Annotated in this window: 13 protein-coding genes; 8 read left to right on the top strand and 5 right to left on the bottom strand. The window is 68.7% G+C overall.

Translation table 11 applies throughout. The annotated features are described in order from the left end of the window. Positions 1-5 precede the first annotated feature (5 nt). Complete coding sequence (locus tag ACIQTX_RS03175; RefSeq protein WP_402968773.1) at positions 6-944, top strand: DUF1295 domain-containing protein; 939 nt, start codon at positions 6-8, stop codon at positions 942-944. 76 nt (positions 945-1,020) lie between these two features. Here ACIQTX_RS03175 and ACIQTX_RS03170 read toward each other — a convergent pair whose 3' ends face one another. Then, positions 1,021-1,614 (bottom strand): TetR/AcrR family transcriptional regulator, encoded by a 594-nt coding sequence (locus tag ACIQTX_RS03170; protein ID WP_402968770.1) that lies wholly within the window; start codon positions 1,612-1,614, stop codon positions 1,021-1,023. A 90-nt stretch (positions 1,615-1,704) separates the two neighbouring features. Between ACIQTX_RS03170 and ACIQTX_RS03165 the strand changes: the two genes are divergently transcribed. Further along, on the top strand, positions 1,705-2,775 hold the full coding sequence (locus ACIQTX_RS03165) for a hypothetical protein (protein ID WP_402968767.1): 1,071 nt from the start codon (positions 1,705-1,707) through the stop codon (positions 2,773-2,775). Positions 2,776-2,924: 149 nt separating this feature from the next. Beyond that, positions 2,925-4,466, top strand: coding sequence for a serine hydrolase (locus ACIQTX_RS03160; RefSeq protein WP_402968764.1), 1,542 nt, complete (start codon positions 2,925-2,927; stop codon positions 4,464-4,466). Positions 4,467-4,493: 27 nt separating this feature from the next. On the opposite strand, the gene ACIQTX_RS03155 is transcribed toward ACIQTX_RS03160, so the two are convergent. The 3 genes from ACIQTX_RS03155 to ACIQTX_RS03145 all read right to left on the bottom strand — a co-directional run bounded on the left by ACIQTX_RS03155 (position 4,494) and on the right by ACIQTX_RS03145 (position 8,802). Next, positions 4,494-5,903: a rhamnulokinase family protein gene (locus ACIQTX_RS03155; RefSeq protein WP_402968761.1), complete on the bottom strand. Its 1,410-nt coding sequence runs from the start codon at positions 5,901-5,903 to the stop codon at positions 4,494-4,496. Continuing rightward, the gene (locus ACIQTX_RS03150) at positions 5,900-7,936 is read right to left on the bottom strand and encodes a bifunctional aldolase/short-chain dehydrogenase (RefSeq protein WP_402968758.1); all 2,037 of its coding nucleotides are present in this window, start codon (positions 7,934-7,936) and stop codon (positions 5,900-5,902) included. The genes ACIQTX_RS03155 and ACIQTX_RS03150 overlap by 4 nt, the downstream gene beginning before the upstream one ends. A gap of 104 nt (positions 7,937-8,040) precedes the next feature. After that, complete coding sequence (locus ACIQTX_RS03145; RefSeq protein WP_402968755.1) at positions 8,041-8,802, bottom strand: DeoR/GlpR family DNA-binding transcription regulator; 762 nt, start codon at positions 8,800-8,802, stop codon at positions 8,041-8,043. Between the two features lie 117 nt (positions 8,803-8,919). Between ACIQTX_RS03145 and ACIQTX_RS03140 the strand changes: the two genes are divergently transcribed. Together ACIQTX_RS03140 and ACIQTX_RS03135 are read left to right on the top strand one after the other, a co-directional pair. After that, positions 8,920-9,705: an SDR family NAD(P)-dependent oxidoreductase gene (locus tag ACIQTX_RS03140; RefSeq protein WP_402968752.1), complete on the top strand. Its 786-nt coding sequence runs from the start codon at positions 8,920-8,922 to the stop codon at positions 9,703-9,705. A 28-nt stretch (positions 9,706-9,733) separates the two neighbouring features. Further along, the gene (locus tag ACIQTX_RS03135) at positions 9,734-11,182 is read left to right on the top strand and encodes a rhamnulokinase family protein (RefSeq protein WP_402968749.1); all 1,449 of its coding nucleotides are present in this window, start codon (positions 9,734-9,736) and stop codon (positions 11,180-11,182) included. A gap of 22 nt (positions 11,183-11,204) precedes the next feature. Here the strand turns inward: ACIQTX_RS03135 and ACIQTX_RS03130 are convergent, their stop codons facing one another. Then, the gene (locus ACIQTX_RS03130; RefSeq protein WP_402968746.1) at positions 11,205-12,137 is read right to left on the bottom strand and encodes a sugar-binding transcriptional regulator; all 933 of its coding nucleotides are present in this window, start codon (positions 12,135-12,137) and stop codon (positions 11,205-11,207) included. Positions 12,138-12,296: 159 nt separating this feature from the next. Between ACIQTX_RS03130 and ACIQTX_RS03125 the strand changes: the two genes are divergently transcribed. From ACIQTX_RS03125 to ACIQTX_RS03115, 3 genes are read left to right on the top strand one after another with little or no spacing between them, the layout of a single operon-like run. Next, positions 12,297-13,343 carry an NAD(P)-dependent alcohol dehydrogenase gene (locus ACIQTX_RS03125; RefSeq protein WP_402968743.1) on the top strand — a complete coding sequence of 349 codons (1,047 nt, stop codon included), beginning with the start codon at positions 12,297-12,299 and terminating at the stop codon, positions 13,341-13,343. Further along, positions 13,340-14,944 (top strand): sugar ABC transporter ATP-binding protein, encoded by a 1,605-nt coding sequence (locus ACIQTX_RS03120; protein ID WP_081662985.1) that lies wholly within the window; start codon positions 13,340-13,342, stop codon positions 14,942-14,944. Before ACIQTX_RS03125 ends, ACIQTX_RS03120 begins: the two co-directional genes overlap by 4 nt. Continuing rightward, entirely contained in the window at positions 14,941-15,948 is a 1,008-nt protein-coding gene (locus ACIQTX_RS03115; RefSeq protein WP_028500967.1) for an ABC transporter permease, read from the top strand. The genes ACIQTX_RS03120 and ACIQTX_RS03115 overlap by 4 nt, the downstream gene beginning before the upstream one ends. The last annotated feature ends 103 nt before the right edge of the window (positions 15,949-16,051 follow it).

The following is a 16,051-nucleotide window of genomic DNA, read 5'->3' as shown; positions in this document are numbered from 1 at the left end:
GCACCATGTCCTCCCCCACGCCCACCCGCCCCAATTCCTCGCGCCACAAGTCCTCGCGCTCCTCGCTCATCGCGATCCTCGCCGCGCTCGTCGTCGGCGCGCTCGTCGCGGTCGCCGGCAGCCAGAACAGCGCGACGCTCGGCGGCATCCCCCTGTTCGCCCTGGCCGTCGCCGCGGCCTTCGCGATCCAGGTGATCGCGTTCATTCCGGCGATGCTCTTGAAGACAGAGCGGTTCTTCGATCTCACCGGCAGCCTCACCTTCTTCGTGATCTCTGCGGCACTCGTCCTGCTGGCGCCCATGCCCGATGCCCGAAGCTGGATCCTCGCGGCGATGGTGATGCTGTGGGCCGCCCGCCTCGGATCGTTTCTGGCCGTACGCGTGCACAAGGCGGGCTCGGACGGCCGGTTCGACGCCATCAAGGGCTCCCCTCTGCGCTTCCTGCAGGTGTGGGTGATCCAGGGCGCATGGGTGTCACTGACGGCGGCCGCGGCATGGATCGCGATCAGCACGGATGCCGCAGCCCGAGCTCCCATCGGATGGCTGACCATCGTCGGAATCATCGTGTGGAGCCTCGGCATGATGATCGAGATCGTCGCCGACGCGCAGAAGTCGGCGTTCCGCGCAGATCCGCGAAACCGGGACGAGTTCATCCGCACCGGGCTGTGGTCGCGGTCACGCCACCCGAACTACTTCGGCGAGATCGTGATCTGGGTGGGCGTGTTCCTCACCGCCGCTCCGGTGCTCGTCGGATGGCAGTGGGTCGCGCTGCTCTCCCCGGCGTTCGTGATCCTGCTGCTGACGCGGGTCAGCGGCATCCCGCTGCTGGAAGCGCGCGCCGAGACGAAGTGGGGCGATCGGGCCGACTACGTCACGTACCGCGAAAGCACGCCGACGCTGATCCCGAAGCTCACCCGGTCCACGGCTCGTGTGGCCGCCGGGTAGACGGCGCTCTCAGCTCGGGAGTGCTGGCCGCCTGGAAAGCGTGGCGTCAGCGACGGCTACGCGGTGTCAGCGACGGCTACGCGTCGTCCAGGGCCTGGATCCCTTGCAGGAAGACATGCGGGTCGACGTCGGCTCCGGTGAGCGCGCGGGTGACGATGTACGCCTGACCGATACTCGCCATGACCGTCGCCTTGCGCCCGGCCAGCTCGACTGCTTCTTCCTCTGTGTCCGTCGCGGCTCGCGCCCACGGCAGCACCGCGGCGGTGAACCCACCGCGGAGTCTTTCCAGGGTCTCGCGCACGACCGTACCGAGCTCGGGATCAACCGTCGCCTCGCCCCACAGCTGCACGATGACGCTCGTCGGCGTGTCATCCTCGCTGATCCCCGAGAGCACGAAGGCCAGGGTCTCCGAAGGGGCGATCTCACCGCGTCGAGCCGCGAGGTCCCCGAGCGCGATGATCTTCGCCCCCACGACTTCGCCGGCGACGTAGCGGGCGATGTCGGCCTTGCCTGCGAAATTCGAGTAGATCGATCCTGCCGATGCGCCGGACTCCGCGATGATGTCGGCCATCGTCGTGCGGGCGACGCCGTGCCGCTGCAGACACGACATCGCAGCGCGAGCGATCTCCCCACGCTTCGCTGAGCGATACTCCTCGGTCACTTTCGGCACGCCTCCATCCTGTCACGCCTGCGGGTAAAACAGAATGATTGTTCTGTATGATGGCGATGCTTCACCACGCTCATCACCTCAGGAGAACCCGTGACCGTTCCATCCGCAGCATCTGCTCCGATTCGACGCACCAAGTGGGCGCTGGCCGTCGCACTCGGCGCGATCGGCGCCGTCATCGTCACCCTCGTCGTCCTCGCGTTCGTCTGGCCGGTGGCGACCTCTGACCCACGCGACCTTCCGATCGCGGTGAGCGGCCCCTCGCCTCAGATCGATGCACTGGAGTCCACGCTCGACGACAAGACAGACGGCCTGTTCACCTTCACCGAGGTCGACGGACGCGACGAGGCTGTCGATGCGATCGAGGCCCGCGACGTCTACGGCGCGATCCTGCTCTCCGACGCCCCCGAGGTCCTCACCGCGACCGCCGCCAACGCTTCGGTGGCCTCTCAGATGACCGCGCTCGCTGCCGCGCTCCAGGCGCAGCTCGGGGCGCAGGTCACTGCAGCGGGCGGCGACGGCTCGCAAGTCGTCGTGACCGTGACAGACGTCGTGCCACTGGCCGATGATGACCCGAGTGGGGCGGGCCTCTCGGTCGCGGCCTTCCCGCTCGTGCTCGGAGGCATCCTGGGCGGAGTCCTCGTGTCATTGCTCGTGGTCGGCAGCTGGCGACGGATCACAGCCCTCGTGGTCTATGCCGTCGCTGCCGGATTCGCGGTCACCTGGGCGCTCCAGGGCCTCTTCGGCATCCTTCAAGGGCCGTTCCTGCTGAACGTGGGCGCCGTCGCCCTCGCCATGTTCGCGACCGCATCGCTCATCGTCGGCCTGCACGCTCTGATCAGCACCCCGGGTATCGGCATCGGCGCTGTGCTGACGATGCTCATCGGCAACCCGGTCTCGGCAGCGACCCTCCCCCACCAGTTCCTCGCCGGGCCATGGGGCGACATCGGCCAGGCATTCGTGCCCGGCGCTTCGGCGACGCTGATCCGCGACCTCAGCTACTTCCCGAAGGCGGATGCCACGTCGCTGTGGTTGACGCTCGGCGCCTGGGCCGTCGCCGGGCTCCTCTTCACGCTGCTCGGGCACTTCCGCAATCGCCAGCCGATGCGACTCCCCGAGGCCGAACTCGAACCGCTGCGGTCGCAGGCCCTTCCGAGTCGCTGAACAGAATCCGGTTCTTCGTCTCCCCGCACACATCCGGCACCGACACTCGGTGCCCACCGACATGACTTCGCACGCGGAGCACGAGAGCCTGGAGGCGAAGCGGCGTTCCTGTCGCCAGAACACGCCAGCCACCAGAAAAGGGAGTCTTCATGTCGAGCGAAACCCTGGCCGTCCCTCTCGTCGACCTGCTCGACGCCTTCTTCGGTCAGTACACGGCGGCAGGCCAGTCCCGCGGGCTCGTGTACGGACTCGTCGGGCCCGACGGCCTCGAGCACAGCCGCGGGTTCGGCATCGCCGATGATGATGGCGGCGCGCCAGATGCCGACACGGTGTTCCCCATCGCCTCGATGACGAAGAGCTTCGTCGCGCTCGGCGCGCTGCTCGCGCGCGACCGGGGGCTCCTCGACATCGAGGCGCCGATCACCGACTTCTACCCGGAATGGCACGGCACCGTGGGCGATGAGCCCGCGGTCACGCCGACCATTCGCCAGCTGCTGAGCATGGGCGGCGGCCTCACCGAGGACAACTCCTGGGTCGACCCGTTCCTCGGCCTGTCCGAGTCGGAGCTCGTCGAACGGATCAGACCCGGCTTCAACTACAGCAACCACCCCGGGACCGTCTTCGAGTACTCGAACATCGGCTTCACGATGGCCGGTCTCGCAGTGGGCAAGGCGGTCGGTCGGCGTGTGGAGGACTGGGTCACCGACGAGATCCTGCGACCCCTCGGCATGAACAGCACCTGGTTCGACAACCGTGCTCCGGCCGGCGGGTTCCACCGAGCCGTCGGCTACTCGCTGAACACCGATGGCGAATGGGTGGGGTTCCCGCCCGAGGTCTCCGACGCGATGGCAGCCGCCGGCGGCATGCAGTCGACGATCAACGACCTGAGCATCTGGGTCAGGTTCCTCGCAGCCTCGACACTGCCCGGCAGCGACGACACCGTCGTCAGCCGGGCCTCGCGGCGTGAGCTGCAGCGCATCCATCAGGTCGACATCCCCTCGCTGCAGGCACGCCCCGATGGCACCTGGAAGTTCGTCACCGGCGGCTACGCACTCGGCCTCTTCGTGCGCGAAGACCTCCACCGCGGGCGGATCGTCACGCACAGCGGCGGCCTGCCCGGATTCATCCTCAACATGGTGTGGCATGCCGGATCAGGGAAAGGAGTGCTCGTATTCACCAACAGCCACCGCGGCAACCCGGTCGGCTTGTCGGAAGATGCCCTGTTCCGCGCGCTCTCCTACGACGACACCCCGGCGCGCGTGGTGCGGCTGTGGCCGGAGACACGCGAGCTGATGTCTGCCGCAGACCAGCTGATCCGCTCCTGGGACGAAGACGCCGCTGCCGCCGTCTTCGCCGACAACATCGACTTCGACCGTCCTCTGGCCTGGCGTCGAGCCGCGATCGACGATCTCATCACCCAGGTAGGTCCGCTGCTGCCCCGTTCCGGCGCACCGGAGATCGCGTCATCGGCGACGGCCGCCGACGTCACCTGGTCGATCCCCGCCGAACGCGGCGAGCTGATCTGCATGATCCACCTCACCCCGGTGCGACCGGCTCAGGTGCAGGAGTTCGAAGTGCTCGCCGTCGACCACAGCGTGCCGCGCGGGGCCCGCCCGACCGACATCTCCGCCCGACGCCGCGCGTATGTCAGACCGACGGTGAGCTCGCTGCCGAACACACACGTGGTGTGAGCTCGAGCCCGTTCTCGTCGCCGCGCGTCAGCGCGTCGGATCGAACCGGCGGGCCGCGTGGGTCGCTGCGACGAGCGCGCGCAGCCCCTCCAGGTCGTCAGCAGCCGCGCCCAGGGCACGCGCCTGCACGAGCACATTGCCGAGAGCGGTCGCCTCGACGGGTCCGGCCAGCACGGGGAGTCCTGAACGATCGGCGGTGGCCTGGCAGAGCAGTGCGTTGAGTGATCCTCCCCCGACGAGGTGGATCACATCGACCTCACGCCCCGCCAGGGCGGAAGCCGTACGGACGGTCTCGGCGAAGGCCGCGGCGATGCTTTCCACGATGCTCCGCGCGAACGCCGCGCGGCTCGTCGAAGCGGCCACTCCAGACGCCTCGATCAACGCGGCGATGCGGGTGGGCATATCGCCGGGCGCACCCAGCGAAGGGTCGTTGGCATCGAACAGCGGCACCTCCTCCGAGACGGCGGATGCCTCGGCGAGCAGCGTCGGCAGGTCGATGCGCGTACCGTCCTCCGCCTCCCACGCCCGCACGCTCTCGCTCAGCAGCCACAAGCCGGTGACGTTGTGCAGGAAGCGGTAGCGACCGTCAACCCCGAGTTCGTGCGTGAAGTTCGCCTCGCGCGCAGCATCCGTCAGCACCGGCCTGCTCAGCTCCAGTCCGACGAGGCCCCATGTGCCGCACGAGATGTATGCGGCGGAGGGCGCCGTCATGGGCACGGCGACCACCGCGGAGGCGGTATCGTGCGAACCGACCGCGATCACGGGGAGATCCTTGCCTATCCGCTCCGCCAGCTCGGGGCGGAGCGACCCGATCACGGCGCCGGGGTCGATCAACGGCGGCAGGATGCGCGGCGGGATGCCGATCCGCGTCGCCAGATCCGTGTCCCACTCACCGTCTTCCACTCCGAGCAACCCGGTCGTCGAGGCGTTCGTGCGCTCGGCGACGCGGACCCCGGTGAGCAGGAACGCGATCAGGTCGGGAATGAGGAGCGCGGTGTCGGCATCCGCGATGCGCCCGTCGATCCGGTACTGGTACAGCGTGTTGAAGGGCAGGAACTGCAGCCCGTTGCAGGCGTAGAGCTCCGAGAACGGAACGAGGTCGTGCACCTCGGCGACGCCCCGCGCCGTGCGGGAGTCGCGGTAGTGGAACGGTTCGGCGAGCAGAACGCCGTCTGCGAGCAGGCCGTAGTCGACGGCCCAGGAGTCAATCCCGATGCTCTCGATCGCCGGCTCTCGCCGCACCGCCTCCGCCAATCCGTCGACGACGTGCTCGTACAGCGCAGAGAAGTCCCAGTGCAGTCCGTCCTGACGCTCGACGGGGCCGTTCGGGAAGCGCGACACGAGTTCGAGCTCGAGCCGCCCCTCCCCGATCCGCCCGATCATCACGCGGCCGCTGGTCGCCCCGAGATCGACGGCCGCGACCGCGCGCACGCTCATCGCAGGAACGCCGCGGCGACGCCGGAGTCGACCGGGATGTGCAGGCCGGTGGTACGGCTGAGCTCAGGACCGGTCAGCACGTAGACGGCGTCCGCGACGTTCTCGGGGACGACCTCGCGCTTGAGGATCGTGCGGTTCGCGTAGTACTGGCCGAGGTCTTCTTCGGCGACGCCGTAAGTCGCCGCACGGTTCGCGCCCCAGCCCGAGGCGAAGATGCCGGAGCCGCGGACCACGCCGTCGGGGTTGATGCCGTTCACACGGATACCGTACTCGCCGAGCTCGACCGCGAGCAGTCGCACCTGGTGGGCCTGGTCTGCCTTGGTGGCGGAGTAGGCGATGTTGTTGGGGCCTGCGAAGACCGAATTCTTCGACGAGATGTAGATGATGTCGCCGCCGAGCTTCTGGTCGATGAGCACGCGGGCCGCGGCCTTGGAGACGAGGAACGATCCCTTGGCCATCACATCGTGCTGCAGATCCCAGTCCTTCTCCGTGGTCTCCAGCAGGGGCTTCGACAGCGAGAGCCCGGCGTTATTGACGACGAGGTCGACGCCGCCGAACGCGAGCACCGCTTCGTTCAGGGCGGACTGGACGGCGTCGGCATCGGCCACGTTGGCGGCGATCCCGATCGCGACATCGGTGTTGCCGAGCTCAGCGGCTGCGGCCTGGGCCTTCTGGAGGTCGAGGTCGGCGACCACCACGCAGGCACCCTCGGCGGCGAGACGGGTGGCGATGGCCTTGCCGATGCCGGATGCGGCGCCGGTGACGAAGGCGATGCGGCCCTGGTGCGACTTCGGCTTGGGCATCCGCTGCAGCTTGGCCTCCTCCAGCGCCCAGTACTCGATGTTGAACTTCTCGGCATCCGAGATCGGCGAATAGGTCGACAGGGCCTCGGCGCCGCGCATCACGTTGATCGCGTTCACGTAGAACTCGCCGGCGACGCGGGCGGTCTGCTTGTTCGCGCCGTAGGAGAACATGCCGACTCCGGGGATCAGCACGATGAGCGGGTCGGCGCCGCGGATCGCGGGCGACTCGGCCGTCGCGTGCACGTCGTAGTAGGCCTGATAGTCGGCGCGGTACTGCTCGTGAAGCTCGTGCAGACGCGCGATCTGCTCCTCGGCGGATGCCGAGGCCGGCAGGTCGAGGATGAGCGGCTTGACCTTGGTGCGCAGGAAGTGGTCGGGGCAGCTGGTGCCGAGGGCGGCGAGCGCCGGCGCCTGTTCCGAGGCAAGGAAGTCGAGGACCACGTCGGCGTCGGTGAAGTGTCCGACCATCGGCTTGTCGGTCGAGGCGATGCCGCGGATGGTGCCGGCGAGGGCCGCCGCGCGCTCACGGCGCTCGGTCGGGGTGAGCGCCTCGAAGCCCGGGCGGGTGCCGCCGAACGGCTGAGCCTTGCCGTGCTCGGCGATGTATGCAGCTGCGGTGTCGATGATCCAGAGGGAGTTCGCCTCGACCTCCTCAGAAGAGTCGGCCCACGCGGTGATGCCGTGTCCGCCGAGGATGCAGCCGATCGCCTGCGGGTGCTGCTTCTTGATCTCGGCGATGTCGAGTCCGAGCTGGAAGCCCGGGCGACGCCACGGTACCCAGACGACCTTCTCGCCGAAGATCTTCGCGGTCAGCGCTTCGCCGTCGGCCGCGGTGGCGATCGCGATGCCGGAGTCGGGGTGCAGGTGGTCGACGTGCGCGGCGTCGACCAGGCCGTGCATCGCGGTGTCGATCGACGGGGCGGCGCCGCCCTTGCCGTGCAGGCAGTAGTCGAACGCGGCGACCATCTCGTCTTCGCGGTCGAGGCCGGGGTAGACGTCGACGAGTGCGCGCATGCGGTCGAGGCGCAGCACGGCGAGGCCGCGCTCCTCGAGGGTGCCGAGGTCGCCGCCCGAGCCCTTGACCCACATCAGCTCGACGGGCTGGCCGGTCACGGGGTCGGTCTCGGCGCCTTTGGCGGAGGTGTTCCCCCCGGCGTAGTTGGTGTTCTTCGGGTCGGCGCCGAGGCGGTTCGACCGGGCGATGAGGGCGGCGGCGGTGGCGTTGGTCATGACTCTCCAAGACTGGGGCGGCGCACGCGACCAGGTGCATCGGTGCTGTTACTTCATGTGAAAGATAACACGAACCAACGTCAAGGAGGAAGGAGTAAAAGGCGTCAGAGGATGTCGGCGGTCTCCCGGAAGGAATCCAGCCGCTCGTCGCCGGGATCGAGCTCGGTGATCAGCACCGAGATCTCCTCGCGTTCGAGCGCTCGGGCCACGGATCGGCGCCCGAGCTTGCTGGAGTCGACGCACACCACCGTGGTGCCGGCATTCGCGGCCATGGCCTGCTTCAGCTCGGCCTCCTCCACCGAGACCTCGGAGGTGCCGTCGGTGCCGTCGAGGGCATCAGCCGAGGAGAAGAAGATGTCGAAGTACACCGATCGCATGCTCCGGCGGGCGATCGGGCCGACGAGGCTGCCCGTCGTCGGTTCGGCGGTGCCACCGGAGATCACGGCCGTCACCCCATCGAGCGGATGCAGCACCTGGAACGACTCGAACGAGTTCGTGTATGCCGTGAGCCCGCGGCGCGGCCCGATCGTCGAGGCGAGCATGTTGACCGTCGATGAGGCATCGAGCGCGATGCTGCCCTGATCGGGAACGAGCCGCAGCGCCTTCTCGGCGATCGTCCGCTTCGCGCTCGCCCTGATCGCCCGACGCGCATCGAACGGACGTGCACGCGGCGCTGCCGTCGCTCCCCCGCGCACCCGTCGCACTCGCCCCTCGGCCTCCAGCTCGAGCAGGTCGCGACGGATCGTCATCGACGAGACGGCGAAGAGCTCGGCCGCAGCCTCGATCATGACGCCCTGGGGTCCGTTCGCGAGATCGACGAGTTCGTCTCGACGTCGTTGCGCCTCGAGATTGCCGGAAAGAGCCATGGGAGGAATCTATCCGGTGCGCACGGCGGGACGAGTCGTGCGGCCGGCGCTGCAATCAGAAGGCGCTCATATGAGCGGACAGTGTCGCGCAGTGAGCGCCGCGGCTAGGCTCTGCTCATGCTCGGAAACACCACTGAACCTCTTCTCGGCCGCGTCGCCGTCGTCACGGGCGGCGCGCGTGGCCTCGGCTATGCCATGGCCGAGGCCCTGGCCGCTGCCGGCGCCGATGTCGCTCTCCTCGACCGCCTCGACACCGTCGCCGATGCTGCCGACACCCTGCAGTCCGCAACAGGGCGTCGTTGCGCCGGTGTCAGCGTCGACGTCGCCTCTGAAGCATCCGTCGCCGCGGCCTTCGACACTGTCGCCGAGCGCCTGGGCGTCGCAGACGTGCTCGTCAACAGCGCGGGCATCACGCTGGGCACGCCCCTTCTCGATACCACGCCGGCGGACTGGCGCCGGGTGCTCGACGTCAACGTCACCGGCACCTTCGTCACGAGCCTGGAGTTCGCGAGGCGACACATCGACGCGGCGCGGGGAAACCCCGCCAGCGTCGTCAACGTGTCGTCGATGTCGGCCTTCGCGGTGAACATCCCGCAGACGCAGGCCGCATACAACACATCGAAGGCCGCGGTTTCGATGCTCACCAAGAGCGCGGCGATCGAGTGGTGGCCGCACGGCATCCGGGTCAACGCGATCGCCCCGGGATACTTCGCCAGTGACATGACGAGGGACTTCGTGGCCGAGAACCCCGAGATGGCGGACGAGTGGGTGCGGCGCATCCCCGCAGGGCGGATGGGCGAGCCCGAAGAACTCGGCGACCTTCTGGTGTATCTCGCGAGCGAGCGGTCGAGCTACGTCGTCGGACAGAGCATCCTCATAGACGGCGGTTACACCAGCGTGTGAGGCCCCGCCGGACCATAGGCTGAGAGGCATGCCCGAACTGCCCCTCGGCTCGGCGACCTTCCGAGCTGCCGCCGTCGACCTCGGCGGGTCCAGCGGTCGTGTGGTGAGCGCGACGGTCGATGGGGAGAGACTGCGGATCGACGGGGTGCACCGGTTCCGCAACCGTGCGTTCACGGATGAACTCGGACTGCGGTGGGACGCCCAGCGGCTGTATCGCGATGCGGTCGCCGGACTGCGATCACTGCGCGCCGACGGCCCCGCCTTCGCCAGTGTCGGAGTGGACGCCTGGTCGGGCGACTACGGGCTGCTCGCCTACGACGGTCTGCTGGATGCCCCCTTCCACCAACGCGATTCGCGCACCGATCGCAGCTTCCCCCTCGTCGACGCGATCCTGCCCGCTGCCGAGGCCTTCCGGGAGACCGGGGTCACCGCGCTCCCGATCATGACGATCTACCAGCTGATGGCAGATCAGGAGGCAGGGCGGCTCGACACCGTGCGCCGGATGCTGCTGATGCCCGATCTGCTGGCCCACTGGCTCGGCGCAGAAGAGGTCGCCGAGGCGACGAACGTCTCCAGCACCGGACTCGCGCTGCCCTACGGTCGCGGCTGGGACGCGCGTCGGATCGATGCGCTGAAACTTCCGTCGCGGATCTTCCCCGAGACGGTGGCGCCCGGCACGGTGACGGGTCGTGTGCGCGAGGGGATTCTCGCTCAGGGTGACGCCACCGACGTCACTACTGTCGCCTCCCACGACACCGCCAGCGCTGTGATCGCCGTGCCCGCTCGTGACGAGAACTTCGCCTTCGTCTCGTGCGGAACGTGGATCCTCACCGGGGTCGAGGTCGACCACATCGTCACGAGCGATCGCGCCCGTGAAGCCGGGTTCACGAATGAGCTCGGTCTCGACGGCACCGTGCGCTTCCTCCGGATCGCCGCAGGACTCTGGATCGTGAACGAATGCATCAGGGAATGGGGGCTCGACGGCTGGGGAGCGCGCAGCACCACGGCGCGTCAGGAGCTGCTGGCGCGTGCCGAAGCGGCCCCGACTCCGGGCGTGCTGGTCGACACCGGAGACCCGCGCCTGCTGCGTCCGGGGCAGATGAGCGCGCGCATCGCCGAGCTCGTCGCCGAATCCGGTGGGCGGATGCCCGAAGACCGTGCGGCGATCGTCCGACTCATCCTCGAGAGCCTCGGCGCCTTCGTCGCGCGTCAGGTCGAAGAGGCGGCGGCGCTCTCCGGGGTCGACGTGCAGGTGATCCATCTCGTCGGCGGTGGCTCCGAGTCGCCGATCCTCGCTCAGGCCGTCGCCGACTGCTCGGGTCGCTCGGTCATGGCCGGGCCGTCTGAGGCCACGTCGATGGGCAACATCCTGGTGCAGGCCCGCGCTCACGGGACGGCAGGCAGCGCTCTCGGCGACCTGCGCCGCATCGTTCGCGCCTCCACCCAGGTGCGACGCTACGAACCCGCAGTCCGCTGACCGGTCGGGCGGCGCCGACGGCTCAGAGCGACGTCTCGAGCAGGCGCCGGGCGAGGGCCGCGTCGGTGACCAGGGAGTCGACGATCCCCGAGCGCAGGGCAGCGGCGACTGCGCCCGTCTTCGATGGACCACCCGCGACCGCGATGACCTCCGGGATGTGCCGCAGCTGTTCGGTGGACACCGCGAGTGACCGCTCGGCCACCGACCCCACGACCGCACCGTTCTCGTCGATGAGCGTCGCACAGATCTCGGCCTTCACGCCGGCGGCCAGCAGCTCATCGAGCGCGCCCGCGCGCCCGGCGTTGTCGTAGAGCTGGGAGTCGGGCGGGCTCCAGGAGCCGATCGCGACGACGGCCTTGGTCACTGAATCGAAGCGGCGGAAGGTCTCCATGATGCCGGGTTCGCGCCGCAGCGCCGAGGCGGTCGCTGCGGTCTCGACGAGCAGCGGCGCGAAGATCGCGCGGGAGCGGCCGCCCGAGATGCGGCTCACCTGGCGAATCACCTCGACACCGTTTTCCGGAGTGGGGGCGGCGACGCCGGCGAGCTGCACCACCTCGCACGTCGCGAGGGTGCGCAGATGCCCGGCCATCGCGGTCAGGGTGCGGCCGGCCGTGAGCCCCAAGACGTCTCCCTCGGTGACGATCTCGCTGAGAAGGTCTGCGGCCGCGCGCCCCAGTCGGTCCTGGATGAGGTCGGGGGTCGTCCCAGGGGTGATCACCGCGAGGGCCCGGGTCAGGCCGAAGCGGGCCCGCAGCTGCATCGACAGATCGAGGTCGAGGGAGTCCGGGGCCTCGATCGTGATCTTCACCAGTCCCTGCTCGAGGGCGTCCTCCAGCATCCGGGCGATCTTGAAGCGGGAGACGCCGAGTTCATCGGCGATCTCGATCTTCGTCAACCCGTCCAGATAATGCCGTCGTGCGACGTGCGAGATCCGCACCAGCTCATCGGGTCCCATATCGCCTCTTCGTCTCGTATCTGTCGGGTCGGCTCAGCATATCCCGGTTTCGCCGTTCGCGCTCATCTGAGCGGTCGGTTGTCTCATCCGTCGAGCATGGCTAATGTCGGTCGAGCAATCACGACTGCACGACTGCACCGCCGCACCACGAGGAGCCCGATGAAGCGCACTGAACTGCCGACGACCATGCGTGCGAGCGTATTGGTGCGAGCCGGCGAGCTCACGGTCGAGACCCGCCCCGTGCCGACCCCTTCCGCCGATCAGGTGATCGTCCGGGTCAATGCGGTCGGCATCTGCGGCTCCGACGTCCACTACTTCCACGAAGGGCGCATCGGCGACTTCGTCGTGGCGGAGCCCCTCGTGCTCGGCCACGAGGCCGGCGGTGTGATCGTCGCTGTCGGAGCCGACGTCGACGACTCCCGCCTGGGCGAGCGCGTCTCGATCGAGCCGCAGCGCCCCTGCCGCGTGTGCGAGTTCTGCCGAAGCGGCCGGTACAACCTCTGCCCGCGCATCGAGTTCTACGCCACCCCGCCGATCGACGGCGCGTTCGCGGAGTACGTCGCGATCCAGGACGACTTCGCCTATGCGGTCCCCGACTCCGTCAGCGACGACGCCGCAGCGCTCATGGAGCCGCTGTCCGTCGCCATCGCCGCGGTGCAGAAGGCCGGCGTGCGCCCGGGCAGCCGGGTGCTCATCACGGGCGCCGGTCCCATCGGAATCGTCACCGCACAGACCGCGCGGGCATTCGGCGCCACCGAGATCGTGATCAGCGACCCGATGGCCGAGCGCCGCGAGGTCGCCCTCCGGTTCGGTGCGACCGAAGCCGTCGACCCGGCTGCGGGTCCGCTCGGGTCGGGCTATGACGCCTTCGTGGATGCCTCGGGCTCGCCCGTCGCCGTGAAGCAGGGCATCTCGGCTCTGAAGTCCGGCGGCGTCGCCGTCCTGGTCGGCATGGGCGCCGACGAGATCGCGCTCCCGGTCTCCACGATCCAGAACCGCGAGCTGATCGTCACCGGCATCTTCCGCTACGCGAACACGTGGCCGACCGCGATCGACCTCGTCGCCTCCGGAGCCGTCGACCTGGATGCACTGGTCACCGGCGCCTTCGGGCTGGCCGAGGTGCGCGAGGCGCTCGACTCCGCCTCGCGTCCGTCGACCCTGAAGAGCATCGTGCACCCCGACCGCGAGCACGCGAGGGAATCATGACCGGCCTCGAGCAGACGGGGAACATCGCGCTCCACGAGCAGCCGGACATGCTGGCCTGTGTCGACATCCGCAAGGCGTTCGGCGGGGTGCCCGTGCTCAAAGGCGTGGGACTGCACCTCGTGCCGGGAACGGTGACGGCGCTCGCCGGAGAGAACGGTGCCGGAAAGTCGACCCTCATGAAGATCGCCTCCGGTCAGATGAAGGCGGATGGTGGAAGCGTGCTCGTCCGAGGCGAGGAGCTGGCCGCGGGGTCCGCGCGCGACGCCCACCAGCGCGGGATCGCCATCGTGCCGCAGGAACTCGCGTCGATCCTCGACACCACGGTGTACGAGAACATCTTCGTCGGTCGGGAACTCCGTAACCGGTTCGGCTTCGTCGACCGGCGCCGCATGGCGAGGGAGGCCAGGGAGATGCTCGCCGAGTTCGGCGTCGACATCGACCCCAAGGCGCGCATGGGATCGCTGCCGGTGGGACTGCGCCAGATCGTCGAGATCGTCAAGGCCACCAGCACCGGTGCCCGGGTGCTGCTGCTGGACGAGCCCACCAGCGCGATCGCCGAACGGGAAGTCGCCCGTCTGATCGAGAACATGCGGATGCTCCGCGACCGAGGGGTGGCGATCCTCTTCACCACGCACAAGATGGAGGAGATCCGCGCGATCGCCGACCGGGTCGTGGTGCTCCGCGACGGCGGCCTGGTCGCCGATGAGCCGCTCTCGGAGCTCAGCGACGACGACATCGTCACCGCGATGATCGGGCGTGAGCTCGAGGACCTGTTCCCCGATCTCCCGCCGGCCTCCGACGACATCGCCCTCTCGGTGCGCGGGCTCGAGTACACCCCGGCTCCGCAGCCGTTCGACCTGCAGGTGCGTCGCGGTGAGATCGTCGGACTCGCCGGTCTCGTCGGCGCCGGCCGCACCGAGCTCATCGAGGCGCTGTTCGGCGTTCGGCCCTCGACGGCGGGCGAGATCACGGTCGGCGGCAGCCGCGTGCGCCGCGGTCGCCCCGCCGACGCGATCACCGCGGGCATGGCCCTGGTCCCCGAAGACCGCAAGGGCGCGGGTGCCGTGCTCAGCATGGACATCCTCGCAAATGCGACGCTGCCGCGCATGAGCCAGTTCTCCGTCGCCGGCTGGCTCAAGGGGCGCAGTCGCGTCGATGCCGTCTCCCAGGTCATGAGCTCCGTGCGCCTGCGCAGTCGCGGCCTCGGGCAGCTGATGGAGACGCTGTCGGGTGGCAACCAGCAGAAGGTCGTGCTCGCGCGCTGGCTCACCGGCGAGGTCAAGGTGCTGCTTCTCGATGAGCCGACCCGCGGCGTCGACATCGGTGCCCGCAGCGAGATCTACCGGATCATCACCGACCTCGCAGCTTCCGGCATGGCCGTCGTGATGGCCTCGAGCGATATGCCCGAGATCCTCGCGCTGTCGCACCGCGCCCTCGTGCTCAAGGGCGGCGGCGTGGTGGCAGAGCTCGATCGCACCGCCCTCCAGCAACCCGACGTGCAGGACCGCATCTTCCGACTCGCGAGCGGACTCGACATCTCCGACGCGCCTTCGAGCGCCACGCCTTCCGGTACAGCCCCTTCCGCAAAGGACGACCAATGACCGACACCCGAACCGCCTCGCAGACCTTCGTCCCCGAGTCGGGCGTGAAGCGCTTCAGCCCGACCTGGTTCGGCGACCTCGCGATCCGCTACGCGATGGTGATCGTGATGGTGCTCATCATCGCGTTCTTCCTCTACCGCAGCGCGCGCTTCGGCACGGTCGACAACCTGCAGACGATCCTCGTCGCTGCAGCCCCGTTCGCGCTCATCGCGCTCGGGCAGACGCTCGTGATCCTCACCGGGGGGATCGACCTGTCCGTCGGCAGCGTGATCGCCGCGGCCGCCGTGTTCGGCAGTCTCACGGCGAAAGCCTTCCCCGATCAGATCTGGCTCGCGATCGTCGCCGGTGTCGTCGTCGGCTTCATCGCCGGTGCGATAAACGGCTTCGTGGTGTCGGTGATCAAGGTGCCGCCCTTCATCGCGACGCTCGGGATGCTGACGCTCGCGTCCGGCATCGCGTATGTCGCGGGCAACGGCGCCCCCATCACGGGGCTGCCGGCCGACTTCTCCCGCATCGCCAACGCCCAGTTCGGCGGCCTCACGCTGCCGGTCATCCTGATGATCGTCGGAATCCTGGGGCTTGCCATCGTGATGCGCCGCACCACCTGGGGCATGCGTGTCTACGCGATCGGCGGCAACCCCGTCGCCGCCGGTATCGCCGGCATCAACGTCGGTCGCACCATCTTCAGCGTGTATGCCATCTCCGGCATGCTGGCCGGAATCTCCGGTGTCATGCTCGCCAGCCGCGTCACGCTCGGAGCGCCCAACCTCGGAGTCGGCTACGAGCTCGACGCGATCGCGGCCGTCGTCATCGGTGGAGCGAGCCTGCTCGGTGGACGCGGCTCCATCTGGGGCACGGCCCTGGGCCTGCTCCTCATCCAGACCCTGAACAACGGCCTCGACATCCTGACCGTCCCCGCTTACTGGCAGAAGGTCATCAAGGGCGTGCTCATCGTGGCGGCGGTCGCCGTCGACGTGTGGGCGACCCGACGACGAAGCCGCTGACCCTCACCTCTGATCCCCGAAGAAGACCCTGCTTCGAAGACCCTGCTTCATCGCACCACCCAACGAGAGGAATCCCATGTTCACCAAGAAGAGCCGCATCGCC

The sequence above is a fragment of the Microbacterium sp. NPDC090281 genome (assembly GCF_044769635.1).
Lineage (GTDB): Bacteria > Actinomycetota > Actinomycetes > Actinomycetales > Microbacteriaceae > Microbacterium.
This window is presented reverse-complemented; position numbering and strand designations above follow the sequence as displayed.